Below are 23,191 nucleotides of genomic sequence, written 5' to 3'. Positions count from 1 at the left end.
GCTGTTAAAGGAAAAAACCGGTGTTGGATTCCAACTCCGGTTTTTTTTGTCCACAAACTCATCTGCTTTTTATCAAAACTCGTTTGTATTTTCCATTAACATTTGAATGAACTCCAAATCTTTGGAAGTGATCGCATTTGATTCATGTGTATATAATTTGAGTCGAACTTTATTATAAACATTCCATATTTCTGCATGGTGGTCTAACGATTCCGATACAAATGCTAGTTTTGTTAAAAACAAAAATGCACTTTTAAAAGAAACAAAGGAATGTTCAAAACTAAGATAACCAAGTGTTTTTTCCTTTGTATAGTTCCATTGTGGAAAGGCCTTTAAGAATGTTAAAATTGATTCTTCATTCAAAATTTGATTAGTTTGTTTCATTCTGTTTGACCTTCCGTTTGTGGAATACAATTAAATACAGTCCGAGTAAAATGAGGGCACCACCACCTAGTTTTTGTATGTCGATGGGTTCGTTCATAAACAATATGCCAACAAACATTAAAAAAATTGGTTCAATGAGAAGAGTGGCATTCAGTTTACTAATGGGAAGATAATTATGTGCTTCAAAGTAAAAAGCTCTTCCTAAAAAGTAACCGAGTAATGAACAGACTCCAAGTGTTAATACAACTGAAAACTTAGGTACTAAAAAAGATCCGACACCAAGTGAATAAAAAAAGAAAAATACACATAACAGAATTAAACGTAAGTAGGCATATTCTAAACCTAAGATTTCCGGGATGTATTTTTTAATTAGATAACTTTGGATCGCAAACAAAAAAGCACTGACGAGTATACAAATTGCAGCGATCCAATGGATTTGACCATCTAAGGTAGAGATGAAATAAATTCCAAACATAGAGATAATGATCCCAAAGGTTTCTCTATATTTTAGATTCTCTCCAAGGAACACAACACCAAGTAAAACATTATACAATACAGTTGTTTTGATGAGAATTGCAGCGGGACCTAAGTCGGTTTGTTTTAAAGCATAATAGTACAAGATAATTCCCATGGCATTGGATAAAGTTCCAATGAGTAAAATTTTCCCATCTCGTTTGATCGTTAACATTACTTTTTTTCGGCGCTGTGCTGAAGTCAGAAAATAAGGACTGACAACCAAAAAGGCAAATCCAACTCCAAATAACGCAGCCATTTCAGGCGATAAACTATATCTCCGAAAAACTTCTTTGAAACCGATCACTTCAAATGCGAAGAATACTCCGGTTAAAAAAACAAAAAAATATCCCTTTTTTTCATTACCAGTCAATGGTTTCTTTTCCTATTGATTTTAAGTATTCATTCGTTTTAGAAAAATGACGGTTTCCTAAAAAACCTCGGTAGGCAGAGAGTGGAGAAGGGTGCGCTGATTTTAGCACCAAGTGTTTGTTTGGTGGTATTAGGATTTCCTTTTTTTGTGCAAAAGATCCCCATAATAAAAATACCAAATTTGATTTTTGGTTTGCTAAGATACGGATCACTGCATCAGTAAATTCTTCCCAACCTTTGTTTTGGTGGGAACCTGCTTTGTCTTTTTCGACAGTGAGTGTTGCATTCAGTAAAAACACTCCTTGTTTGGCAAGGTAAGTTAAATCACCAGATTTTGGGATTGGTTTTTTGACATCATCTTGGATTTCTTTGAAGATATTTTGGAGAGAAGGAGGAAACGGAACACCATCCAATACAGAAAAACAAAGTCCATGAGCTTGTCCTGGTCCATGGTAAGGGTCTTGGCCGATGATTACCACTTTTACCTGATCAAAAGGGCATAAATCAAATGCATTGAATATATATTTTGCAGGAGGGTAGACGATTTTGGTTTTGTATTCATCTCTTACCCATTCACGTAAATTCGTAAAATAAGGTTTGTCAAATTCTGCCTGTAAAACCTTTTTCCAACTAGATTCTATTTGAACGTCTTTCAGATTTTCCCTCCGAATGAAAGAATAACACGCGCAAATCGATACCTCCGTGGGTTACATGGATGGTTTTTTTTGCAAATGTCCTTAAGTCTTTCATACATTCACTCCACTTCTCTTCCGTTGGACATAGGATATAACCAATGAGTGGATTTTCGTTTTGTAATACTTGGGAAAGTTCTCCAAGTCGTTTTCCAATTTTTGAATATAACTTTTCGTCTGGACCAATCCTTTCATTTTTTCGATACCCATATGGTGGGTTCAAAGGTAAAAAATAATGAGTAGAAAATTCTTTCCCTTCTGGAAAAACCGGAAAAGTTTTTAAGAAGTCGGAAATAGTATGGTCAATGGTTTCAACATGGATCCATTTCCTCCAATGCTCCATTTCCTTATTCCAATACGGTTCAAGGGCTGGGTCAGTATCTTGGATGACCACTGGAGTGAGATTTAGATTCGTATTTAAGGAATCTCGTTTTTTAAGGAAATGTTCCCAGGATTTTGTAGGGAATAAATTCAATTTTTTCCATACCAAATCTCTAGGGAGATTTAAAAAGGGAGTTTTTTCTTCAGCTAATCGCCATTCGGTGGCAAATGTCATCGTTCCTGCGAACGGAATGTAAACAAGTTTTACACTTTCTTTTGGGATGGAAAAAATTTGGAAACATTGTTCTGTCAGAATGTGAGCTAAGTCTTCTGGAATGGGTGCACTTGTTGGAAAATTTGCCTTGATTCCTCTTTTGTAACCTGGTTCCCCTAACACCGATAGAGTGACTGTAACCTCTTCCTCAAAAAAACTGATGTGTAAGTTTTCTTTGATTTCATAAAATTTGGTTTCTGTGTCAGTAAACAACGGTTTTGCGATGTTAACTGCTTCTGTTAGGATGCGATCCCATTCGTCTTCTCGTTTGTCTGACGACATGTCCCAATCATTGGTCCTTGCGATCACAAGACGAAGGTCTCGAATGAAATATCCATAGAATAAAAGATACGTGATTTGGTGAGGGTTTGCATTTTCAATTTTGATTTTTTCAGAAAAAACACGGACATTTGCTTCTGTTTGGTTGGGCAGAGGGACATGGTCTAAAATTTCTTTTACCTTTTCTCCCACCCAAGTGGAAGTTCCTGGTGGGAAGTATAATTCCCAGGTTAATGGAGTTCCCAACTGAGGTTTTCTGATTTTAAATTTCCAATTCATCTTTTCCTTGCTATCCGTATTTCCCCGGAAAGATTGACCTTACATGTCTAGGATCTTCACTCCAGAACTGTTTTTGGTGATTGCCGCCATTCTTTGGGGTGGAACGTTTGTGGTCATCAAACTTGCGCTTGATTCGGTTCCTCCTTTTTTATTTTTAGCAGTCCGATTTTCCCTCGCCGGTTTCATCACATTATTACTCTATCGGAAAACCTTATTTTCCAAAGCAAATCGTCGATTGGATTACATTCTCCCAGCTTTTTTTGTCGCTTGTTCGGCCTTACTCGGGTATGCATTTCAAACCATTGGACTTGTTTACACTTCCGCTACCCAATCAGGATTTATGACAGGTGCGTATGTGATATTTGTACCATTACTACAAATTGCCATCGAACGAAAATTACCATCACTTCGAACATGGATTGCAGTTGTTATCGTAGTGATTGGATTGTTTTGTATTTCACAAAATGGAAAATCCTTTGATGAGTTCCAAGGTAACTTGGGATTTGGGTTTGGTGATGGGCTCACTTTGATTGGAGCGTTTTTTTTTGCAATCTACATCATTCTCATCGACATTTACACGAAAAAAATTCCATCTCAGATTTTAGTATCATTTGAAATTTTACTGATCGCAGTTGTCTCTAGTTTTCTTTTCCCGATCGAATCCATATTTTTAAAACAAACCATCAATGTTCAATTTGATTTAAAATTCTGGATTGGTATTATCTATACATCTGTCTTTGCAACGATCTTTACAACACAAATCCAAACAAGATACCAAAAGGCGGTTTCTCCGGCTAGGGCAGGATTACTCTATAGTTTGGAACCAGTATTTTCTTTTTTCTTGGCTTATCTTGTGTTAGGTGAAAGGCTCGGCACAATTGGTGCTATTGGTTCTTTTCTCACATTATTTGGGATTTTGTTTTCAGAAATGGGTAAGTGGAACAAACGAGAGGAATGATATTTGGATAAAACCAAAGTACCTTCCTCTCTTGTCTCTTAAGAAAAAATTTTAAATGATTTGGTGTTCCTTTAGAGCATGGTACAAAATGCCGATGGTCACTTTCAATATGGATAAAACGGGGATAGCAAGTAACATCCCAAAAATTCCAAAAAAGTTTCCACCAACTGCAATTCCTATGAGGATTGCAAGTGGGTGTAACGATACGGCATTTGCAATCACAACAGGTTGTACAATTGCATTGTCTACCAATTGAGCGACTATGACAACTGATGCGATGGAACCTATGGAAGGTGACATTTCTGGGAATAAAATGGCAAATAAGATGGGAGGGATGGCACCAACTAACGGACCTAAGTAAGGAATCGAATTGGCAACTCCTAAAAATACTCCAAACAGAACAAAGAATTTCACACCCACAAAATAAAATCCAATCGATGCAACGACTGCCATGATTCCACATTGGATCACCAAACTCTTCAAGTAACTAGTGATCTGTTGGTTCATACGATAAAAAACCATCAGAAACATTTCAAAAAATCGATTGGGAATAAAACTAATCATTGTTTTATAGATAAGGTTTGCATCGAGTAACAAAAAGAAACTGATGATAGGAATAATGATCATCCAGCTGATAAATGTTGGAATCATCACAACAATTCCTCTTAAAAATTCTTCTAAGTTATTTGTGGCAAGTTTTGCAATCTCTTCTGGATTGATAATTTTTTTCCATAGTTCTGGATTTTTGGAAACTACTGGAAGTTTTGTGAAATCAAGCAACTGGAAGTTTGGATCATCCATTTTGATAGACCATTCCGAAACAATTGGTTGTGCTTTTTCAAACAAGTTAGGCAAATAAAATGCTAAAAACCAATAGGCTCCAGCAATCAAAATAGAAAAAATAATAATGATTGTGAATGCTCGATGGATCCCTCTCGATTCAAAGTAATCAACAACTCCATGGAAAATATAAAAATGAATTCCTGATATGAGAAGTGGGATTGCTAAAAATTTTACACCAACAATACCAATTAAAACAGTTAATGCGATAAGCCCAAAGAAAGCAGATCGTAAAACTAGCGATGATATACTATTTTCTTTAAAAATCATTTGGGTTTATTCTTTTTGCTTTTAAAGTATGCTGCTTCTAACGTATCATTCGTTTTGCGAAGTCTATCTGCAATGATTGATGCAAAACTGAGAAGTAAATCGTTTCCAACTCTCGGTTTTGTTTCTAATAACGTTTTTAACTCTGGTTGGAAAAAACCAAGTAAAATGGAATCAACAAGTGCAACAGCAGTAGCCGATCGTGGAAAATCTTGGAAAAGAGCAAGTTCACCAAAAAAAGCACCTTTTTCGAGTTCGGCGAGCTTTAAAGTCACTCCTTCTCGTTCAGAAAAAATTTCAACTTTTCCTTGTAAGATCAGGTAAACTCCCGTTCCAGCTTGTCCCTGAAAAAAGATGGTTTCACCTGCATAATACTTTCGTTTATGGATGAGTCTTGCTACTTCACGAAGTGTCCTTCGTGACATACCTTCAAAGATTGCAGTTTCACGTAAAAAATGTGAAATCTCTGTGATGGGGTTATCATCGCGTTTGAGAATGGATTTCCAAAGGGGAAGTTGCATATTGCCTCTTCTATATAAATCGGATAGACGAGGTCTGGAATTGATAAAACTTGCTCTTATGGGACAAGCTTTTTATGTAACGGGGACCGGGACTGACGTAGGGAAAACTTTTTTTTCCTCTCTCTTTATGGCAAAATACGCTAAAAAGTATGATTTTCGGTATTGGAAACCCATCCAAACAGGAACCATTAGCGCCGACGATACAAGTTTTGTCCAAAATACAACTCATCTGCCTGATACACATTTTCTAAAGCCTGGTTTTGTGTTTAAGACACCAGCAAGCCCTCATTACGCGGCAAGGTTGGAAGGCCAATCCATTGATCCAAAAACTCTTTTGGCTATGATTTCCAAAGAACGAAAGAACAATACACTCATCGAAGGTGCAGGGGGAGTGTTTGTCCCCATAACTGAAAATTACCTAACCATACGAGCCATTCAGGAATCCAATTTAGGAGTGGTTGTAGTTGGTTCCACAGAACTTGGCACCATCAATCATACACTTTTAACACTGGAAGCATTAACCTCTCGGTTTATCCCAGTGTATGGATTTTACTTAGTGGGTCCTAAAAACGAACTACAAGAAGATAATGCAACCATGATACAGAAATTAGGTGGGGTTTCTCTTCTAGGAATCACAAACTTCCCTGAACAAAAATTATCAAATGATGAATTTAACACCTTTGCTTCTACTCATTTTGATTTAGACCGAAATGTGATTGATGTTGTATTAAACGCTGAAGATGAAATATAATCCAGTTACATCTAACACTTGGGTTCCACTCACGATCCAAGAGGAATCAGAATCCTTATTAAACATTATTTCTGCCGAGAATGAATTTGTTACGGATGAAGATGGAAATGTTTGGATCGATGCCATCTCCAGTTGGTGGACGATGATTTATGGACATAGACACCCTCGACTTATCTCTGCTTTACAAAACCAATTACAATCTTTGGATCATGTAATGCTTGCTGGCAACATACATGAAAGTGTAGAAAAATTATCGAAAGCATTATTAGAACTTACAAACTTTGATTTCAAAAAAGTATTTTATTCGGATAACGGATCGAATGCGATCGAAATTGCATTAAAACTTTCGATACAATATTACCAAAACCATCCAGATTTTAAACCTCGTTCAGAGTTTATCGTTTTTTCCAACTCCTATCATGGGGATAGTATTGGGGCAATGAATGTATCTGGGAAAAATTACTTCAATCGCATTTTTTCAGAATTACGATTTCCAACAAAGGAGTTCCCAGCTCCCAATTGTATGAACTGTCCATGGGGGAAACAACCTACGAATTGTGAAACAGAGTGTTTGACAGATTTAGAACTTTCGATCAAACAAAACGATTATGCAGGAATCGTGATTGAACCTTTGGTATTTGGTGCCAACGGGATGTTGTTTTATGATAAAAAAGTTTTAACCAAATTACGAGAACTGGCAACAAGTACAAACACTTTGCTAATTTTTGACGAAGTCTTTACGGGTATGGGAAAATTAGGAGAACCGTTTGCTTACCAAAAGGCGGAAGTGGTTCCCGATTTACTGATTTTAGCAAAAGGACTCACTGGTGGAATGTTGCCACTTGCAGCAACCCTTGTATCTGATTTTATTTATAAACAGTTTCTTTCGAAAGATCCATACAAAGCATTTTTCCATGCACATACAATGACAGGGAATGCACTCGCATGTAGCGTTGGTTATACGTCTGTATCTATGTTACAAGAATTTGGACTAACACAAGTAAGGGATTTGGAAAAAAAACTAAATCGATATGCAATCTCCTTCCAAAAAAAAATGGGAACGTCAGTTGAAAATGTCAGAGTCAAGGGTGGAATTTTTGCCTTTGAATGGAAGGAACCAGTTGCCCATGATGAATACTTAAATCCCATAGGGAAACAAATCAAAAACGCCCTTCGGAAATTTCATATTTTACTCAGACCCTTGGGGCGAACCATTTACATCACTCCTCCCTATACCATTTCAGATCCTTCCCTAGAAAAAATATTTTTGGCGCTTGAAACGACACTTCTCGGATTTTTAGAACCAGAAAAAGACTAAATCCTTACGTCCATTTTCTTCGTTTACAGAGTCACCCTCACAAAAGATTTTGTTTTCATGATCGCAACTATCCAAGAAAAAACGACCTCTTCCTCTCCCTCCATCATCTCCGAGGAAGAAGCCCTCCAAATTTTAAAAGGAGAGGTTCCTTTTTTGCCCATCGTAGCAAAAGCTTCGGAAGAACGATTTCGACATTTCAGTAATAAAGTTCGCATTCATATTTTAGATAACATCAAAAACGGATATTGCCCTGAAGATTGTGGTTACTGTGCACAAAGGAAGGGTGGAGAATCAGGGATCCAAGAGTATTCCTTAAAATCACCTGAAGAAATTTGGGAAGATGCTAAAAAGGCAAAAGAAAACGGTGCCTATCGTTTTTGTATGGTGACTTCTGGCAGAGGACCAACTGACAAAGCTGTCGACAAACTAGCCGAAACCATTTCCAAAATCAACGGTGAGTTGGGTATGAAGGTTTGTCTTTCTGCGGGTATCCTTGATGCCAAAAAAGCAAAAACATTAAAGGATGCTGGTCTTGATCGTTACAATCATAACCTCAATACTTCTGAATCCAAATACAATGAAATTTGTTCCACTCATACCTTCCAAGACCGTCTAACGACACTTAAAGCGGCAAAAGAAGCAGAGATTGGACTTTGTTCTGGGATCATTGTGGGTATGGGTGAAGCATTGGAAGACATCGTACAAGTTGCGTTTGAACTCAAACGACTTGGTGTGATCTCCATTCCCGTGAACTTTTTTATCCCCATCAAAGGTCATGCCATCCAAAAGTCACCACTCACTCCTGAGTTTTGTATCAGAGTGTTGTCTGTGTTCCGTTTGGTGAACCCAGACTCTGAAATCCGAGTTGGTGCGGGTCGTGAAGGGCATTTGGGTTCCTTACAGTCGATTGCATTGTATGTTGCCAATTCTCTTTTTGCAGAAGGGTATTTGAATGTGAAAGGAAGTGAAATGGAACAAACAATGAATCTCATTCATGATTGTAACATGGTTCCTGAATTCACGGAAGGAATCCCAGAAGGTTGGGATGACTACGAGTCAAAGTTTTTATACGACGAGAAAAACTTTCCAGAACTCTATAAACACAAAAAGTAGTTTGCCTTTTTCACTTTTGGCGGTATCATGCTCCTACTTTACCGCCTCTAGTGATACACATGCAAAAACCGTCTTTACCATTTGGAAAACAAATTAGTTATGCGGTAGGCCAACTTGGTTGGTCTACACTCATCAACATCATTGGCCTACACCAAGTTTATTTTTACCTACCTCCAGCTCCGAAACCTGGACAGGAGTGTTTCCCGGATCTGATTGAAAAAATGGCGTTTTGGGGCCTTTCTACCATAGGTGTGGTAGCTGCCATTGGCCGTTTGTGGGATGCATTCACTGACCCACTCATTGCAAACTCTTCCGATCGTTTTTCTTCACGGTTTGGAAGGAGAATTCCCTTTTTATTTCTAGGAGGGATTCCATCTGCCGTCTTTTGTTGGTTAATCTTTGTGCCACCACATAACTTCGTCTCATCGACAAATTTGGTTTGGATGACGAGTTTTATGTTACTCTTCTATCTATTTTTAACAGTGTATGTCACACCATTTTTTGCACTTATCCCTGAGCTTGGACATACTCCCGAAGAACGACTCAATTTATCCACTTACATCTCAGTTACATATGCATTGGGGATCATTGTTGCCTCCACGGAACCGATGATTGCTAGTGTTTTACAATCGAGTTATGTTTTTGATCCAGATCCTTCTGTGCAAACTCTTGTCGCAAGGCAATATGCATTGGGTATCCTTTGTATCTTTGCTGCGATTTGTATGTACTTCCCCGTATTTACCATCCACGAAAAAACTTACTGTGAATCAGAAGCATCGAGTGTCCCTTTTAAAGAAGCACTTGTCCTCACTTTCAAAAACAAAAACTTTTTGTATTTTGCACTTTCTGATTTGTGTTACTTCCTCGCACTCACCATTCTCACAACAGGTATTTCCTACTACGTAACAGTCCTATTAGAATTGGAAAGGGACTTTGTCACACAACTCCTGACAGTGATGTTACTTGTATCCTTTGCCTTTTACCCTGTTGTCAATTTTGTCGCACGAAAAATTGGCAAAAAGAGAACCGTTCTCATTGGATTTTACACGTTTCTCGCACTGTTTTTATCCATCTATTTTATTGGGAAAAACAGTTTGCCATTGTCCCCGTATATCCAAGGTTATATGATTGTTGCTGTTGCTGCGATACCAATTGCAATCCTTGGTATATTACCAAATGCAATATTAGCAGATATTGCTGAACTTGATTCATTAAAAACAGGTTCCAAACGAGAAGGGCTTTTTTATGCAGGAAGGACCTTTATGCAAAAACTAGGACAAACACTTGCTGTATTAATCTTCAGCTCTGTGATTTTACTTGGGCTTGACCGTGATTCCAAAAAACAAGTTTCTCCTAGCGTAACAGGAATCATTGCTCCATCTGTGTCCGAATCTAAGTCAGAACCGAAAAAAAATAGCGAGTCTGAGGCAAAAATAAGTAAGGAATCAACCATTTGTAAAGTCGAAGAAGTAGAAGCAGGTGGGGAACTGGGAGTTCGATTGACAGGACCTCTTGCTTCTGCATTCTGTTTACTTGCAATTTTTCTCTTTGGAAAATACAAAGAGGATGAAACTTTAGAAGAGATTGCAAAGATACGTGGAAATTAAATCCTGGTTTTTGGAGCTATTCAGATGAGATATCGCATTGAGACAACCAAGTTAAAGAACGGGTATATCGAAGCCAAACTCATCGAAACAACCACAAATAACCCGATTGAATTTCGGATTTGTGACACGGAAGAATATGCGCAGGCCCAAATCAAAGATTGGCAAAAGCGCTTCCGAATGAATGAACCGCAAGAACAGGATTAAATTCTTCCTTCGATGGGGTGTTTCGATCGCCCTAGTTTTGAGTGTTACAAATTGTAAAACTACCTCAAAACGAGATTACTTTGACTCAAACTTCCAGTGTTTTGCAGAGCCGGGTTGGCGTGATGATGTAAATTTTAAAAAATACATCGAAAAGGCCTGGCTCCCAACACGTTTGTTATACGCAGAAGACAATACTAAAATCAAACATTCTGAAATTGTTTTTACTGGTGATAGTTTGGTGCATTTGTTTGTACCAGACCTTATGGTGAAAGAATTTCCAGGAAAATCAGTCACCAATCGTGGGATAGGTGGTGATATGACAGAAACCTTACTCACTCGTATCGATGAGGATGTGTTACGATTAGAGCCTAAAACTGTTGTGATCGAAATCGGTGGAAACGATTTTATCCAAGGCAAATGTTTGAGCCTTGTGCAAAATAATCTGCTTATGATCATCAAAAAAATCCATTCTCATAACCACCAAACGAGGATTTTTCTCATTGCAGTTCCGCCAACTCGTGTGAAGGAATTGAATCAAATTGTTCCTGTATATAATTTATTTTTAAACCAAGTGGCTCGTACCACACAAAATGTAGAATACATAGAAGTTTGGGACATTATGCGAAAACCAGATGCACCAACTCTAAGTGATGAATTCATTCGCTCGAATGGAGATAGTTTGCATTTTAATGAAAAAGGATACGAACTTTGGGGTAAAAAACTGAGACCCTATTTACAAAAGTAACGAATGAATTCAATCCTTCTCATTTCTAGTAATCCCATTCCCAACAATCAAATTTTCGAAGGCTTCCAAGATTTTCAGGGTGAGATTTTTACTTCCACTGTTACAATTGACAACAAAACTTTTTCCCATTCGGAACGATATGGTCTTCACTCTGTTCGTATCTTACTCGACGAATCCTGGAACCGAAATCAAATTTTGATGATTCGAGAAAGGTTTGCAAAATACAAAATAGATTTATTATATCTACCTTCCTTATTACCTACCAAACAAACTTCTCTCTTTGTATTTGATATGGATTCCACAGTCATAAAAGAAGAGGTGATCGATGAACTTGCCCGTAAACATGGTGTATTCGATACAGTAGCAAGTGTTACAAAAAAAGCGATGGAAGGTGGAATGGGATTTGATGAAGCTCTCCGCCTCAGAGTGAAACATTTGGCTGGTCTTTCCATACAAAGTTTTAAAGAAGTATATGATCTTTTGCATTTAAATGATGGAATGGAAACGGTATTTCAATTTGTCCCATCAAACGGTTGTAAGCTTGGTATTTTAAGTGGTGGTTTTAGTCCTGTTTTAGAACTATTTTCAAAAAAATACCCTGTGGACTTTTTTCGAGCCAATGGACTAGAAGAAAAGGATGGTTTTTTCACAGGCCAAATCTTTGGTGAGATCATCAATCGTGAGAAAAAGGAAGTCTACTTACGGAAGTATGCGAATGAATTTTTAGTTCCTCTCGAACGTGTGGTTGCTGTAGGAGACGGAGCTAATGATGCTTTGATGTTAAATGCTGCAGGGATTGGGATTGGGATTCATGCCAAACAAGGTCTAAAAGACCAAATCATCAATTGGATCGAATTTACAAATTTATCTGCTTTAGTTTTCCTCTTTGAGAATTCTTTTTAATTCATCCAATATTGACAAAGCTTCAAGTGGTGGAATTTTATTAGGATCGAGACCAGAAATACGTTTGAGCACTTTTTCTTCGTTAGTCGATAGTCCTTTAGCCTCTTTTTCCATTAAATTCCCGAACAAACTTGGCTCTTCATTTTTGATTTTGATTTCTCTTTTTTTGGATTCGAGTCCCGATAATATTTCTTTCGCACGTTCCGATACTGATTCCGGAATTCCTGCCAATTTTGCGACGTAAATTCCAAAGGATTGTTTTGATTTTCCTCGTTTCACTTTTTTTAAGAATAGAATCTCACCATCTTTTTCAAAGGTATCTAAATAAAGATTAAAAATACCTGCACCTTTTTCGAGTTCCGTTAGTTCATGGTAATGTGTAGCGAAAATGGTTTTTGGTTTCGGAAAGTTTTTACTTAAGAATTCCAGGATCGCCCATGCAATCGACAAACCGTCATAAGTTGATGTTCCGCGACCAACTTCATCAAAAAGGATCAAACTATTTTCTGTGAATTGGTTTAGGATTGTGGCAGTTTCTTTCATTTCTACAAAGAATGTAGACTCACCTTTCGTTAGGTTGTCACCCGATCCAATCCTTGTAAAAATGCGATCCACAATGGATAAGGATGATTTTTTAGAGGGAACATAGGAACCCATCTGAAAAAGAATTTGGTTAATGGCCATTTGGCGCATAAAGGTAGATTTACCTGCCATATTCGGACCAGTTAACACTGCGATTGCGTTTTCTTTTGGATTGAGTTCCAATGTGTTAGGAACAAATCGTTCCCCTATAGGTAAAAATGTTTCAACGACAGGGTGGCGTGAGTCAATGTATTCGATGATTCCATCGGTTCTAATTTCGGGTCGTGTCCACTGGTATTCTTCTTTGGTTTCCGTAAGAGATAAATGGTAATCCAAAGAGGCAACTTCATTTGATAAAGTTAAAAATGCTTCATAGAGAGAGATACATGTTGCCACCAAACGATCAAATTCTTGTTTTTCGATTCGTTCAATGATTTCATCTGCTTGTAAGATGGCACGTTCCAGTTCTTCGAGTTTAGGAGAAGTAAATCTTTCCCCTGTGACAAGGGTTTGTTTTTTTAAAAAATGAGAAGGGACATCTTTTGCTTGGGCTTTTGAAACTTCGATAAAGTAACCCAAGATTTTGTTATAACGAATTTTTAAGCTAGAACAACCAGATTCCTTTTTCTCTTTTTCTTCGAGTTCCAAAATCCAATCTTTCCCTTTTTCTCGGGCTAAAATGGCATCGTCATACTCTTGATTAAAACCAGATTTTAAAAATGGTGAGTTTCCTAAAAATACAGGCAGTTCGCCATCAAAAAGTGTTTTTTGAAATTCTAAACTTAGGACTTCTAAGTCTTTTGGTAGTTTGGAAAAGTCATATCCAATTCCATCTAAAATTAACTTCATCTGCCTGACAGCTGTTAAACTTTTTTCAATCCCACGAAAATCGCGAGGCAAAGCTTTCCCTACACGGAAACGTGTCATCACACGTTCTAAATCAATGAGATCCCCCAGTGATTCCTTGATTTTGATACGCTCTTTTTTGTTCTGAGTTAAAATTTCAATTTTGTCCCAATGGTCTTTTATTTTTTTTTCATCCCTTGTAGGAAATAAGATCCTTTGTTTGAGGTAACGTTTTCCAGTAGCAGTGGTACAACGATTGAGGACACCAAATAAAGTATGGTTTTTATCATTAGGATTTTCTACCAGTTCCAAATGGGAAACCGTTTGTTCGTCGAGGACTAAATATTCACTTTCATCAATTCGTCTTGGGGATTGGAAGACAAAGTTTTGGTTTCTATAATTGTATTGCAGATATGCATCTAATACGTGTACAACGGTATCGATTCCTGCTCCTTTTTTTTTAGGGAGGTATTCTTTTGGAATTTGGGATAGGATAATTTTGGATTCTTTTGAAAGGGGAGGGATTTCATCAGTATAAATCATCTCCTTCGGAGAAAATCTTTTGATTGTATCCAAAATTCTTTCTTTTTCCGTTTCAGAAAAGTAAAAATATACAAGTTCCGAAGTTGAAACATCGGCAAACGCTAAGTAGACGGAAGTTTTTTCTTTATAATACAAAGATAAATAATTGTTTTGATACCCACCAAGTAAATTGTCTTCTACTACAGTTCCTGGTGTGATGATGCGAACGACTTCCCTCGACATAATTTTTGCTTTTGGGTCATCGGGTTTGGTTTGTTCGCATACTACGACTTTTTTCCCAGCAGAGATTAGTCTTGAGATATAACTTTCTGTGGCATGGTAAGGAATTCCTGCCATTGGGATTTGGTTTTGCCTTTTGGTAAGAGTGATGTCTAGAATTTGTGCGGCAATTTTTGCATCATCCATAAACATTTCGTAAAAATCACCCATTCGAAAAAATACGATTCCATCTGGATGTTGTTCCTTTACTTCCAGATATTGGCGCATAACAGGAGTATTTAAGGCTTCATATGTTTCGGACATTTTGTACCAATTCTTTGATTTTAGTTGGATCTTTTTTACCGTCTGTTTCCACTCCACTTGCTACATCGATCCCATAAGGTTTTAATGTATTCAGAGCTAATTGGACATTCTTTGGAGTGATCCCTCCAGCAAGTAAATAAGGTCGTTTTACATTGGTTACATATTCCCAAGGGAATACATGTCCACTGCCTCCACCGAGTCCTTTTTGAAAACTATCCAAAATGACTAGGGAAGACTGAGGTTCCAATTCTTCATCTGAACCGATGGGTGATTGGATTCGGATTGCAGGGAGTAATTGTTTTTGATTTGTGAATGATTCCCAAATTTCTTTTGTAAGAAAATGATCACCACGAATCAGTTGGATTAGGTCTGGCTTAAATTCTTTTGTGAGAGTACGGATTTCTTCAATGGAATTTTCAAAAAATAAAAAAACAAGTTTAGGGAATCCTGGTAAGTGGCGGATGGAAAGTATTTCTTCTGCTACGCTTCGATTGATTCCACGAGGTGATCTGGGTGAAAAATTGAGACCAACATAGTCCACACCGAGTTCGTGGCATAACTCAAGTGTGGCCAATTCTTTGATTCCACAGATTTTAATTTTGGTATCGGTTCCCATCGAGAACCAGATTGATTCAGTTCAAATCGGAGGCAATCGATCCTTTGTATCCAAAATGCAAAAATTTGAGGAAACTATCTTGGTACATCAGCATGTCTTGTTTGGAAATCCCTTGTCTTACCATTTGGACAAAGATATTCAGGAAAAATGATAAGATGTTACGAACCACAAACTCATCTACCTCCCCTTTATACGTTGGATTTTTTTGTTTGAAAGTTGAATATTGCTCAAAATTGATTTTGGTAAGTCTTGTGAGGACAGTTTCTGGAAATTCTTCTAAATGAGATCCTTGGGACTTTGTGAGGAGTAGGATAAAATCATCCCTGTTCGCATCCACATAATCTAAAGCGATGTGGAATCTTTCTCTCCACGTCTCATAACTGTCGTTAAACCTTTTTTCAAAATAGTCAGGATGTGAGACATAGGCGAATGCTTTCTCAAGTCCTGATAACACTGGCTGTAAGATCTCTGTGAGTAAGTGTTCTTTGTTTTCGAAGTAATTATAGATATTACTCGTTGAGACCTTTGCTTTTTTGGCAATGGTTCGCATACTGGCTTTTTCAAAACCAAGTTGGATGAACTCTTCTCGAGCTGCTTGTAGAATTTCTTTTCTAGTATGTTCTTTTGGAGTTTGCATAGTCCTGAACGATGTTTCCTAAAAGAACAATCTCGTTCAGGATTCATTTGTAAAGTCCAATTTTACATCTTTATTGTATTTTGTATTAAATTTGCCACAATTCCATAAAGTCGGAAACTTCCTAACACCAAAACCGGAATTTCGCCTTGGAATAAGGGAACTAACTCGGGAAGGGAACTTCGCCTCATGGTTCTCTCATGGAGCCTCCCTGTAGGGGCAGGGAAACGGCCAAAACCCTCTCCTTCCCAAAGGATGAGGTTTTCTAGGTTTGGTTCAGGCAAGGCATTTAGAATCCCAGCAAGGTCTTTGTCGGGAAGGCTCCCTAGTACAACATGGAATTTTCTGTGGTGACGGGCAAATTCAAGGGAGGAGGTGCGGATGGCATCTGGGTTATGGGAAGGGTCAAAAACGACAATTGGTGTATTAGAAAGGACTTCCATCCTTCCCTTCGGTTTTTGAATCGATGCAAAGGGAATGTTGGAAACTGATGTTTCTTGTTCCTTTAAAATATTTGAGACAATACTTTGTGCATAAAGAAAATTTGTCTCCAAATAACTATCTTTAGGTGGAATAGAAATCACATGTAGGGGAACTGTCTCTTTTTTGGGCCGAGTGTGGAATGATTCGGGAAGTGATTCCACTTCTTCCTGAAACGCAAATAGTGATAAAGTTTTATCACTTGTAATGCCTAGTTTTTCTTGGCAAATGGCTTCTTTCGTGTTCCCTAAAATTTCAGAATGATCGAGTCCAATTTTCGTGAGGACAATATAGTCTGCTTCTACGAGTTTTGTGGCATCAAGCCTTCCTCCAAGTCCCGCTTCCCAAATTTCTACATCGATATTTTGTTCATGGAAAAATCGATACGTAAATGCAGTGAGAAATTCGAAGTAAGACAATGAATCATAACGTTGTAAATCTGCTAAAAAAAAGTTTTGGAAACAAAGATTTACATCCTCTATGTTGGGAAGGGATGGTTCACCTTCTCTCACAAGTTGAAATCTTTCTAAAGGTGTGAGTAGGTGAGGTGATGTATAAAGTCCTACATTGTATCCTAATTTTGAGAATAAACAGGCTAAGTAGTGTGAGGTGGAACCTTTTCCATTTGTCCCAACAACACTGATCCGTATGGGTTTTGGTTTTTTTTGATCAAAGGATCTTTGTATATGTTCAAATACCGATTTTAGTCCATCAAGGGTATAATTTTGGAAGACATTAAAATTTCTTGTTTTTTCAATATTTTGCCTTTGATTTAAAAACTCTATGAACTGCATACAAATTCGGACTTTTATTTTCTATGTTTTAATTCTTTGAGTAAAATCGATTCTACTTTTTGAATCCATTTGTGTTTTAACTTTTCACCCGTAAATAATTCAAATTGTCTGATCCCTTGGTACAGTAACATATGGTAACCTGGGATTATTTCTGCCTTTTTTTTCTTAGCTTGTTTTACAAGATCAGTTTCCAAAGGATTGTAAACAATGTCGAATAACGTGTGTTTTTTGGTAAAAAACTGAGAGTCTAAAATTGGTTCACCACCAACTCCTTTCATCCCCACTGGTGTTGTATGGATGATGAGATCATACTCTTCTCTATTTTGTATCACTTCCTCTTTTGTAGGTTGTTCGAGCCAGGTGGGATTTCCTAACAATTGTTCGATTTCATTTTTGGCTTCTTTGTTTCGGGCAAGAATGTGTACTTTTCGTTTGAAAGAATTTTGTTTGCGATTCCCTTCTAATTCTTTTGCGATCGCAAATAAAATCCCTTTGGCACTTCCACCACTCCCTAAGACCAAGATTTTTTTCTCAATGCCCGGATTAACCAAATCTGAATTCATTTGTTTGATCGACTCAAGTGCACCCGTACCATCTGTATTCACAGCACTGATCCCATTTCGGAAGAGAAGTGTATTCGATGCTGCCATCGTTTTTGAGGCTTCACAGACTTCGTTTGCTTGGGTATACGCCCATTCTTTGAATGGTATTGTAACAGAGACTCCTTTGACACCTAAATCGAGGAGAGGTTTTAATCCGATTTGTTTCCAGTGTTCGTTTTCAAAAACAAGATACACTCCGTCATAACCGCTGAGTCTAAATAGAGTATTGTGGATCCAAGGGGATAGGGTATGGCCTAAGGGAAATCCTAATATGCCAAAGATCTCTGTGTGTTTTGAATACAAGGAAAACCTCTTTTTTTATCTTATGGACTAAACAATGGCTTACCGAAAATAGGTAATAGACAGGTACAAGACCAATGATTTCATTACCGCTTGCCGCACCATCAGAACCATGGACAATTCTCGTTGATATTTTATTCTTTTTTCTCGCATCCGCAGCCTGTGCCTATTATTTTTATTATTACAAACGAAAAGACTTACTCGGAAAGTTCTGGGGATCCACATTTGTCGCAGGGATTGGGGCTTTGATTGTATTTGCTACCTTACAAACATACATCAGAGACATCATCATGTGGCTCATGTCGCCGAAAATTGGATCAACACAATTATCAAACGTGAATTTGGTCGCTATCTTTCTTGGTGGATTTTTTGCTCTCTACATCATGAATCGAATCAACCATAACAAAGAAAGAAGGGACTGAGTTCGATTTCTCATACAACTTCAAATACTTTAAAAAATTATAATAAAACCCAAGGAGAGCAAGGACAAAACCTTGTTTTCCATCTAGGATTCCCAATCGAATCCAATACATATAAAATCCTTTAAAACATCCCTTTAAGAAAGCCCAAAAAACCGAAGATCGTTTTCCTTTTCTAAATTCTTCTTCTGCAAACAGACTCGAATAACGATCTATAAACTTTAAATGATCTGAAATGTTTTTGTAAGAATAATGGAAAAGTGGATTTTTTAACTTTGATGGTTTCCCGTTGAGTTTGACTCTTTCGTGCACCAAACCACCGCTAAATTGTCCTTCTGATTTCTGGAACAAACGCATTTGGTAATTTGGATAATATCCACCAAATCGAATCCATTTGCCTAGATAATAGGTTAGCCTTGGGACGAGATACCCCTTTGTTTCTAAAGGAAGTTTTGAAAAAAGAAAAAGAATTTCTTCTTTGAGTTTCGGGGAAACAACTTCGTCAGCATCGATGGCAAGGACCCAATCATGTTTTGTTTTTGTGATCGCAAAGTTTTTTTGGTCAGCATAGTTTTGAAACTCGTGATGGTAAACACGTGCACCAAACGATTTGGCGATGTTCACAGTATCATCAGTGGAACCTGAGTCCACGACTACGATATCTTCGATGAAGGAAATCGCTTGGAGTGTGCGACTGAGATTGTCTTCTTCGTTTAAAGTGATGATGGTACAAGAAAGGGGAATTGATGACATTGAGAGGTTAATTAGAATCGCGTTGGGAAATAAACTTTTCCGTTAAAGGTATTTCCAATCTTGCAATGGTGGAATCTTCGCCAATGATGATTCTAAAAAAATTAGGATCAATCCCTTCCCCTTTTAACATAATGAGGATGAGCGCAAGGCCAAGTCCCGCACCTTCAGATGTATCTGCATTGTCGATATAAAACTGAGCGATATCATCATACATCATCCCTTTTTCCAATCGTTCCCGGATGGCTTTTTCTTCTTCTTTGGCAATGGGTGTATTATTGATCACTTCAATGATGATACCATCATCGTTGTATTTAAAATTAATGAGGCAGTAATATCCTTTTTTTTTGGCTTTGATCCCGAACTCGTTCGACATTTCTTCCGAAAACATTTCCCGGTATTCCCGAACCCCTCTCGCATATTCGGAATGGTTTAACATACTATAACCCCTTTCTTCAAAAAAGACCCGTTTTTGGTTGGCCTTACAAGCATTGATGGCGAGTTCTTTGATGATGGTATAGAGAGTGGGAACAAGGGTAGGGTAAGTGAGTCTGTCCAAAATGAGACCTACGGCCTCCTTTATGTGTTCCTCAACGGATTTGGAGACCCGATGGGTCTTTAGCGAGAGAATTTTCCCGTTTTCGATATGTAATTTGATGTGATCAGAAATCTCGCTTGTTTCCTTTCCCATACCCGAAATCTTTTCCATTCTAGTCCTTACTGTCAAGGTACTAAGACCGCTAGCATGAAAAACCGCAGGCTTCTATCCCTCACCTTATTCCTATCGGCCATTGCCCCCTCGATTCTTTTGTCGCAATCTTTGAAAATGAAATCTGTTCGGATCTGGGACAGTGAAAAAGCCAATTTTTCTGGATTTGTGAATATTGAAGTGGTGCAGGGTAAAATCGTTTCCATCCAGCAGGCAAAAGAAATTCCGAACCCTGAGTTCATTCTTCCAGGGTTTTGTGATGCTTCGGTCACCATCGGGGCCAATGCAGCTGGGGGCAAAACATCCAGGGCGGACCTTCCCAAGGTTTTACATGGGTATTTGTCAGCTGGATTTAGCCATATTGAATCCATTGCAGATCCCAATTTGGCACCACTACTCAAGGAAATGGCAAAGTCAAAATGGAATGGTCCCATCCTTTCCCAATCCCAAAAACCAATTTTATACCCTGAACTGAATGCAGGTGATGGTGCCATTTACCAATCTGGTTTCAAAGGGACAGTTGACCCAAAACGAAACAGGCACTTCCCCATTTTTCTGAAGGAAATGGACAACCGCGGGTTTTCACAGACGGAACTTTTTTCCAAACGAAAGGAAGTGGAAGAAAATGGCTACTTGGCCGTTGCATATACGTTCGCTGATAAAACCAGTTGGGAAGATGCATTGGATACAGGATTTTCTGTCTTATTCCATCCAATGCCAGAGGGAACCAATCTGTTCCGAGCGCAGAAACGAAACTTCTTATGGGCTCCTATGTTTGGCATATTGTACCTCCAAGAATTAAAAAGGAAACCAGAGGTTTGGAATGAAGAACAATCCCAATGGGCAAAACTCAATCCCCATTATGCGAAGTATTGGAAAGAGTCACTTGTACCCGAAGAGGAAAATTCTGATTCGTTTCCGACCTTACCTTTTTCTGTTTTTGCCTCCCAGTTCCAATTGGAAAAGGAAACACATTCCAATTTACTGTTTGCGAGTGGAGCAGGTCATTGGGGTTTATTCCCTGGCCAGGCTGCTATTGTGGAAGTTCGCCTTTGGGAATCCTTACTCCAATCGGATGCGAAAAAAGAAGAACGTCCAAACGAAACTACCTCAAATGTTTGGGACTCAATTTTTGGACGGAAAACATACTCAATTCTCTCCATTCCAAAAGATGAGGAAAGCCTACCCATCATACGGCGTCGTATCATCCAAACCCTGACAGAAACAACCTGCCAATACCTAGGTGCTGACCATGGAGGCAAACTCCGAGTGGGAGGACCTGCTCATTTTTCGATCCTTTCGGAAAATCCACTGAAACGCACTTCTGGAATATTTCCAATTGAATCCATGGTATTGGGAGGAAAATTGGTATATACCTCCAAACCCACCAAGGAAGGAACCGCAAAATGAAAGGCCCATCCTCAGAATTTGACCGTTTATTAGAAGAAAGTTTTAAAAAAAGACAATCCATTGAACCTGGCTCACGCCATGAAGCGAAAGTAACAGCTGTTAAGAATGACTATGTATTCATTAGAACCATTGACAACAAGGTCATTGGGAATATCTCTACAGAAGAATGGAGAGAAGAAGTGTTACCAAAAATTGGTGACACTCTTATCGTTTATTTCTTAAAAGAAAACTCTGGTGATTTTTATTTCACCACTTGCCTCTCGCAAGACAACCTAACAGAAGAAAATTTAGAACTCGCAAATCAATTTGAAATCCCAGTGCTTGGCCAACTCTTATTAGAAGGGAATGGTGGATGGGATGTGAAACTCGGTAGTTATACCGCTTTTGTCCCGTTCAGCCAATTGGATGTATCACTCAAAGGTAAAAATATTTCTGGTAAACGGATAAAGTTTATCATCTCTGAACTTGGGAAAAAACAATCCAAAATCCTTCTTTCTCAAAAGAAAATTGCTGATAAAGAAAGAGAAACCAAAAAACAACTGTTACGTGATGAATTGAAGGTAGGAATGTTTGTATCCTGCACTGTCAAAAGTATTCATAAGTTTGGACTCATCGTGGATATGGATGGACTTGATGCTCTAGTTCCACAATCCGAAGCAACATACAAAAAAAGTCCAGACCTCACAACCGAGTTTCGAGTGGGAGAAACACTCCGTGCAAAAATTCTAACTTTGGATTGGTCTACGAATAAAATTTCTCTCAGTGTAAAAGACTTCTTATCTGATCCATGGTCTGGCAAACTTCCATTTAAAGAATCTGACATCATACTAGGAACTATAGAATCCATCAAACCTTTCGGACTTTTTGTACGCTTAGGAGAAGATTTTTCTGGTCTTGTTCCCAACAAAGAAACGGGAATTCCACAAAGGACTCCACTGAACACAGTGTTCCAACCTGGCCAGAAACTAGAAGTGTTTGTATTGGAAATCAATCCTGAAAAAAGACAAATTGCTTTATCTATCTCTAAAGCTTCAGAAGCTAAAGACAGAATGGAATACCAAGAGTATCTTTCTAAAGATGAGTCCAATCCTTCGGTATCCAGTTTTGGTCTTGCATTAAAAAAATCTTTGGAAAACCAAAACCAAAAAAAGAAGAAGTAGTTCCTTGGAAGTTGCATTGTATCGCCCAGAAATTCCACCTAACACTGGTAACATTGCCCGTTTGTGTGTGAATGCTGGGGTTCCTCTGTCCATTGTAGGGGAGCCAGCCTTTGATCTTTCGGAGAAGGCAGTGAGGAGGGCGGGACTCGACTATTGGAAGGACTTGGATTTGACTCAGTTTCCTTCCTTTGAAGAATTCCAAAGGACAAAACAAGTAGAAGGGAAACGAATTTTTCTCGTATCCAAGTTTGGAAAAAAAACCTATTGGGATGTTTCGTTCTCCTCGCAGGATGTGTTTTTATTTGGTCGTGAAACCTCTGGGCTTCCAGAGGAAATACTCAAAGGTCACCCTTCTGACCAAATCATTTCGATTCCTATGGCAGAAACGAGTCGTTCGATCAATTTATCCAATGCTGTTGCCATCATCCTTTATGAAGCACTGCGCCAAGAAAAAACAAGGACTAATCCCTAAGGGATAAAACA

General features: G+C 38.2%; 25 protein-coding genes. 12 read left to right on the top strand and 13 right to left on the bottom strand.

Annotated features, from left to right (window positions below):
• Nucleotides 1–72 precede the first annotated feature (72 nt).
• From ND855_RS12520 to ND855_RS12505, 4 genes are read right to left on the bottom strand one after another with little or no spacing between them, the layout of a single operon-like run.
• Nucleotides 73–384, bottom strand: coding sequence for a 4a-hydroxytetrahydrobiopterin dehydratase (locus ND855_RS12520; protein WP_265358605.1), 312 nt, complete (start codon nucleotides 382–384; stop codon nucleotides 73–75).
• The gene (locus tag ND855_RS12515) at nucleotides 371–1,270 is read right to left on the bottom strand and encodes a DMT family transporter (protein ID WP_265358604.1); all 900 of its coding nucleotides are present in this window, start codon (nucleotides 1,268–1,270) and stop codon (nucleotides 371–373) included. The genes ND855_RS12520 and ND855_RS12515 overlap by 14 nt, the downstream gene beginning before the upstream one ends.
• Nucleotides 1,260–1,910, bottom strand: a complete 651-nt coding sequence (gene ung, locus ND855_RS12510; RefSeq protein WP_265359399.1) for a uracil-DNA glycosylase — start codon at nucleotides 1,908–1,910, stop codon at nucleotides 1,260–1,262. Before ung ends, ND855_RS12515 begins: the two co-directional genes overlap by 11 nt.
• On the bottom strand, nucleotides 1,900–3,114 hold the full coding sequence (locus ND855_RS12505) for a hypothetical protein (RefSeq protein WP_265358603.1): 1,215 nt from the start codon (nucleotides 3,112–3,114) through the stop codon (nucleotides 1,900–1,902). The genes ung and ND855_RS12505 overlap by 11 nt, the downstream gene beginning before the upstream one ends.
• A gap of 43 nt (nucleotides 3,115–3,157) precedes the next feature.
• Between ND855_RS12505 and ND855_RS12500 the strand changes: the two genes are divergently transcribed.
• On the top strand, nucleotides 3,158–4,072 hold the full coding sequence (locus tag ND855_RS12500; RefSeq protein WP_265358602.1) for a DMT family transporter: 915 nt from the start codon (nucleotides 3,158–3,160) through the stop codon (nucleotides 4,070–4,072).
• A 51-nt stretch (nucleotides 4,073–4,123) separates the two neighbouring features.
• On the opposite strand, the gene ND855_RS12495 is transcribed toward ND855_RS12500, so the two are convergent.
• Both ND855_RS12495 and ND855_RS12490 read right to left on the bottom strand, forming a co-directional pair.
• Nucleotides 4,124–5,182, bottom strand: coding sequence for an AI-2E family transporter (locus ND855_RS12495; protein ID WP_265358601.1), 1,059 nt, complete (start codon nucleotides 5,180–5,182; stop codon nucleotides 4,124–4,126).
• Complete coding sequence (locus tag ND855_RS12490) at nucleotides 5,179–5,700, bottom strand: cyclic nucleotide-binding domain-containing protein (RefSeq protein WP_100716291.1); 522 nt, start codon at nucleotides 5,698–5,700, stop codon at nucleotides 5,179–5,181. Before ND855_RS12490 ends, ND855_RS12495 begins: the two co-directional genes overlap by 4 nt.
• Before the next feature lie 58 nt (nucleotides 5,701–5,758).
• Between ND855_RS12490 and bioD the strand changes: the two genes are divergently transcribed.
• Genes bioD through serB form a run of 7 tightly spaced genes read left to right on the top strand, consistent with a single transcriptional unit; the run spans nucleotide 5,759 to nucleotide 12,341 of the window.
• Nucleotides 5,759–6,451 (top strand): dethiobiotin synthase, encoded by a 693-nt coding sequence (gene bioD / locus ND855_RS12485; protein ID WP_265359398.1) that lies wholly within the window; start codon nucleotides 5,759–5,761, stop codon nucleotides 6,449–6,451.
• The gene (gene bioA, locus ND855_RS12480) at nucleotides 6,441–7,769 is read left to right on the top strand and encodes an adenosylmethionine--8-amino-7-oxononanoate transaminase (protein ID WP_265358600.1); all 1,329 of its coding nucleotides are present in this window, start codon (nucleotides 6,441–6,443) and stop codon (nucleotides 7,767–7,769) included. Before bioD ends, bioA begins: the two co-directional genes overlap by 11 nt.
• A 57-nt stretch (nucleotides 7,770–7,826) precedes the next feature.
• The gene (gene bioB / locus ND855_RS12475; RefSeq protein WP_265358599.1) at nucleotides 7,827–8,882 is read left to right on the top strand and encodes a biotin synthase BioB; all 1,056 of its coding nucleotides are present in this window, start codon (nucleotides 7,827–7,829) and stop codon (nucleotides 8,880–8,882) included.
• Nucleotides 8,883–8,941: 59 nt separating this feature from the next.
• Nucleotides 8,942–10,489, top strand: a complete 1,548-nt coding sequence (locus ND855_RS12470) for an MFS transporter (protein WP_265358598.1) — start codon at nucleotides 8,942–8,944, stop codon at nucleotides 10,487–10,489.
• A gap of 24 nt (nucleotides 10,490–10,513) precedes the next feature.
• On the top strand, nucleotides 10,514–10,693 hold the full coding sequence (locus tag ND855_RS12465; RefSeq protein WP_002975048.1) for a hypothetical protein: 180 nt from the start codon (nucleotides 10,514–10,516) through the stop codon (nucleotides 10,691–10,693).
• Nucleotides 10,671–11,438 (top strand): GDSL-type esterase/lipase family protein, encoded by a 768-nt coding sequence (locus tag ND855_RS12460; RefSeq protein ID WP_265358597.1) that lies wholly within the window; start codon nucleotides 10,671–10,673, stop codon nucleotides 11,436–11,438. The genes ND855_RS12465 and ND855_RS12460 overlap by 23 nt, the downstream gene beginning before the upstream one ends.
• A 3-nt stretch (nucleotides 11,439–11,441) precedes the next feature.
• Nucleotides 11,442–12,341 carry a phosphoserine phosphatase SerB gene (gene serB, locus ND855_RS12455; protein WP_265358596.1) on the top strand — a complete coding sequence of 300 codons (900 nt, stop codon included), beginning with the start codon at nucleotides 11,442–11,444 and terminating at the stop codon, nucleotides 12,339–12,341.
• On the opposite strand, the gene mutS is transcribed toward serB, so the two are convergent.
• The 5 genes from mutS to ND855_RS12430 form a co-directional block, all read right to left on the bottom strand.
• Nucleotides 12,312–14,834, bottom strand: a complete 2,523-nt coding sequence (gene mutS / locus ND855_RS12450) for a DNA mismatch repair protein MutS (protein ID WP_265358595.1) — start codon at nucleotides 14,832–14,834, stop codon at nucleotides 12,312–12,314. The genes serB and mutS overlap by 30 nt on opposite strands.
• On the bottom strand, nucleotides 14,818–15,450 hold the full coding sequence (locus ND855_RS12445) for a phosphoribosylanthranilate isomerase (protein WP_265358594.1): 633 nt from the start codon (nucleotides 15,448–15,450) through the stop codon (nucleotides 14,818–14,820). The genes mutS and ND855_RS12445 overlap by 17 nt, the downstream gene beginning before the upstream one ends.
• 16 nt (nucleotides 15,451–15,466) lie before the next feature.
• Nucleotides 15,467–16,087 (bottom strand): TetR/AcrR family transcriptional regulator, encoded by a 621-nt coding sequence (locus tag ND855_RS12440; RefSeq protein ID WP_265358593.1) that lies wholly within the window; start codon nucleotides 16,085–16,087, stop codon nucleotides 15,467–15,469.
• Between the two features lie 62 nt (nucleotides 16,088–16,149).
• A complete protein-coding gene (locus tag ND855_RS12435; protein ID WP_265358592.1) occupies nucleotides 16,150–17,358 on the bottom strand; it encodes a folylpolyglutamate synthase/dihydrofolate synthase family protein in 1,209 nt (402 codons plus the stop codon).
• A gap of 14 nt (nucleotides 17,359–17,372) precedes the next feature.
• Nucleotides 17,373–18,263: a shikimate dehydrogenase family protein gene (locus ND855_RS12430; RefSeq protein ID WP_265358591.1), complete on the bottom strand. Its 891-nt coding sequence runs from the start codon at nucleotides 18,261–18,263 to the stop codon at nucleotides 17,373–17,375.
• A gap of 74 nt (nucleotides 18,264–18,337) precedes the next feature.
• Here ND855_RS12430 and ND855_RS12425 point away from each other — a divergent pair, with 74 nt between their 5' ends.
• The gene (locus ND855_RS12425) at nucleotides 18,338–18,682 is read left to right on the top strand and encodes a hypothetical protein (protein WP_012387849.1); all 345 of its coding nucleotides are present in this window, start codon (nucleotides 18,338–18,340) and stop codon (nucleotides 18,680–18,682) included.
• On the opposite strand, the gene ND855_RS12420 is transcribed toward ND855_RS12425, so the two are convergent.
• Nucleotides 18,590–19,432, bottom strand: coding sequence for a glycosyltransferase family 2 protein (locus tag ND855_RS12420; protein WP_265358590.1), 843 nt, complete (start codon nucleotides 19,430–19,432; stop codon nucleotides 18,590–18,592). The genes ND855_RS12425 and ND855_RS12420 overlap by 93 nt on opposite strands.
• 7 nt (nucleotides 19,433–19,439) lie before the next feature.
• On the bottom strand, nucleotides 19,440–20,138 hold the full coding sequence (locus tag ND855_RS12415) for a histidine kinase (protein WP_265358589.1): 699 nt from the start codon (nucleotides 20,136–20,138) through the stop codon (nucleotides 19,440–19,442).
• Nucleotides 20,139–20,255: 117 nt separating this feature from the next.
• On the opposite strand from ND855_RS12415, the gene ND855_RS12410 reads away from it, so the two are divergent.
• The 3 genes from ND855_RS12410 to ND855_RS12400 are packed head-to-tail and all read left to right on the top strand — an operon-like array spanning nucleotide 20,256 to nucleotide 23,180.
• On the top strand, nucleotides 20,256–21,548 hold the full coding sequence (locus ND855_RS12410) for a hypothetical protein (RefSeq protein ID WP_407658715.1): 1,293 nt from the start codon (nucleotides 20,256–20,258) through the stop codon (nucleotides 21,546–21,548).
• On the top strand, nucleotides 21,545–22,708 hold the full coding sequence (locus ND855_RS12405) for a S1 RNA-binding domain-containing protein (RefSeq protein WP_265358587.1): 1,164 nt from the start codon (nucleotides 21,545–21,547) through the stop codon (nucleotides 22,706–22,708). Before ND855_RS12410 ends, ND855_RS12405 begins: the two co-directional genes overlap by 4 nt.
• A 4-nt stretch (nucleotides 22,709–22,712) precedes the next feature.
• The gene (locus tag ND855_RS12400) at nucleotides 22,713–23,180 is read left to right on the top strand and encodes a tRNA (cytidine(34)-2'-O)-methyltransferase (RefSeq protein WP_265358586.1); all 468 of its coding nucleotides are present in this window, start codon (nucleotides 22,713–22,715) and stop codon (nucleotides 23,178–23,180) included.
• Nucleotides 23,181–23,191 lie beyond the last annotated feature (11 nt).

It is taken from the genome of Leptospira paudalimensis (assembly GCF_026151345.1).
Lineage (GTDB): Bacteria > Spirochaetota > Leptospiria > Leptospirales > Leptospiraceae > Leptospira_A > Leptospira_A paudalimensis.
The sequence above is the reverse complement of the archived record's forward strand: the minus strand, read 5'-3'. Positions and strand labels throughout refer to the sequence as shown.

Bases quoted from the DNA above. Each gene is read 5' to 3' on its own strand.
- ND855_RS12405 (WP_265358587.1), top strand. From the start codon at position 21,545: ATGAAAGGCCCATCCTCAGAATTTGACCGTTTATTAGAAGAAAGTTTT.
- ND855_RS12420 (WP_265358590.1), bottom strand. From the start codon at position 19,432: ATGTCATCAATTCCCCTTTCTTGTACCATCATCACTTTAAACGAAGAA.
- ND855_RS12500 (WP_265358602.1), top strand. From the start codon at position 3,158: ATGTCTAGGATCTTCACTCCAGAACTGTTTTTGGTGATTGCCGCCATT.
- bioD (WP_265359398.1), top strand. From the start codon at position 5,759: ATGGGACAAGCTTTTTATGTAACGGGGACCGGGACTGACGTAGGGAAA.
- ND855_RS12440 (WP_265358593.1), bottom strand. From the start codon at position 16,087: ATGCAAACTCCAAAAGAACATACTAGAAAAGAAATTCTACAAGCAGCT.
- ND855_RS12465 (WP_002975048.1), top strand. From the start codon at position 10,514: ATGAGATATCGCATTGAGACAACCAAGTTAAAGAACGGGTATATCGAA.
- ND855_RS12435 (WP_265358592.1), bottom strand. From the start codon at position 17,358: ATGCAGTTCATAGAGTTTTTAAATCAAAGGCAAAATATTGAAAAAACA.
- ND855_RS12495 (WP_265358601.1), bottom strand. From the start codon at position 5,182: ATGATTTTTAAAGAAAATAGTATATCATCGCTAGTTTTACGATCTGCT.
- ND855_RS12520 (WP_265358605.1), bottom strand. From the start codon at position 384: ATGAAACAAACTAATCAAATTTTGAATGAAGAATCAATTTTAACATTC.
- ND855_RS12505 (WP_265358603.1), bottom strand. From the start codon at position 3,114: ATGAATTGGAAATTTAAAATCAGAAAACCTCAGTTGGGAACTCCATTA.
- mutS (WP_265358595.1), bottom strand. From the start codon at position 14,834: ATGTCCGAAACATATGAAGCCTTAAATACTCCTGTTATGCGCCAATAT.
- ND855_RS12445 (WP_265358594.1), bottom strand. From the start codon at position 15,450: ATGGGAACCGATACCAAAATTAAAATCTGTGGAATCAAAGAATTGGCC.
- bioA (WP_265358600.1), top strand. From the start codon at position 6,441: ATGAAATATAATCCAGTTACATCTAACACTTGGGTTCCACTCACGATC.
- ND855_RS12470 (WP_265358598.1), top strand. From the start codon at position 8,942: ATGCAAAAACCGTCTTTACCATTTGGAAAACAAATTAGTTATGCGGTA.
- ND855_RS12410 (WP_407658715.1), top strand. From the start codon at position 20,256: ATGAAATCTGTTCGGATCTGGGACAGTGAAAAAGCCAATTTTTCTGGA.
- ND855_RS12425 (WP_012387849.1), top strand. From the start codon at position 18,338: ATGATTTCATTACCGCTTGCCGCACCATCAGAACCATGGACAATTCTC.
- ND855_RS12415 (WP_265358589.1), bottom strand. From the start codon at position 20,138: ATGGAAAAGATTTCGGGTATGGGAAAGGAAACAAGCGAGATTTCTGAT.
- ND855_RS12460 (WP_265358597.1), top strand. From the start codon at position 10,671: ATGAACCGCAAGAACAGGATTAAATTCTTCCTTCGATGGGGTGTTTCG.
- bioB (WP_265358599.1), top strand. From the start codon at position 7,827: ATGATCGCAACTATCCAAGAAAAAACGACCTCTTCCTCTCCCTCCATC.
- serB (WP_265358596.1), top strand. From the start codon at position 11,442: ATGAATTCAATCCTTCTCATTTCTAGTAATCCCATTCCCAACAATCAA.
- ND855_RS12490 (WP_100716291.1), bottom strand. From the start codon at position 5,700: ATGCAACTTCCCCTTTGGAAATCCATTCTCAAACGCGATGATAACCCC.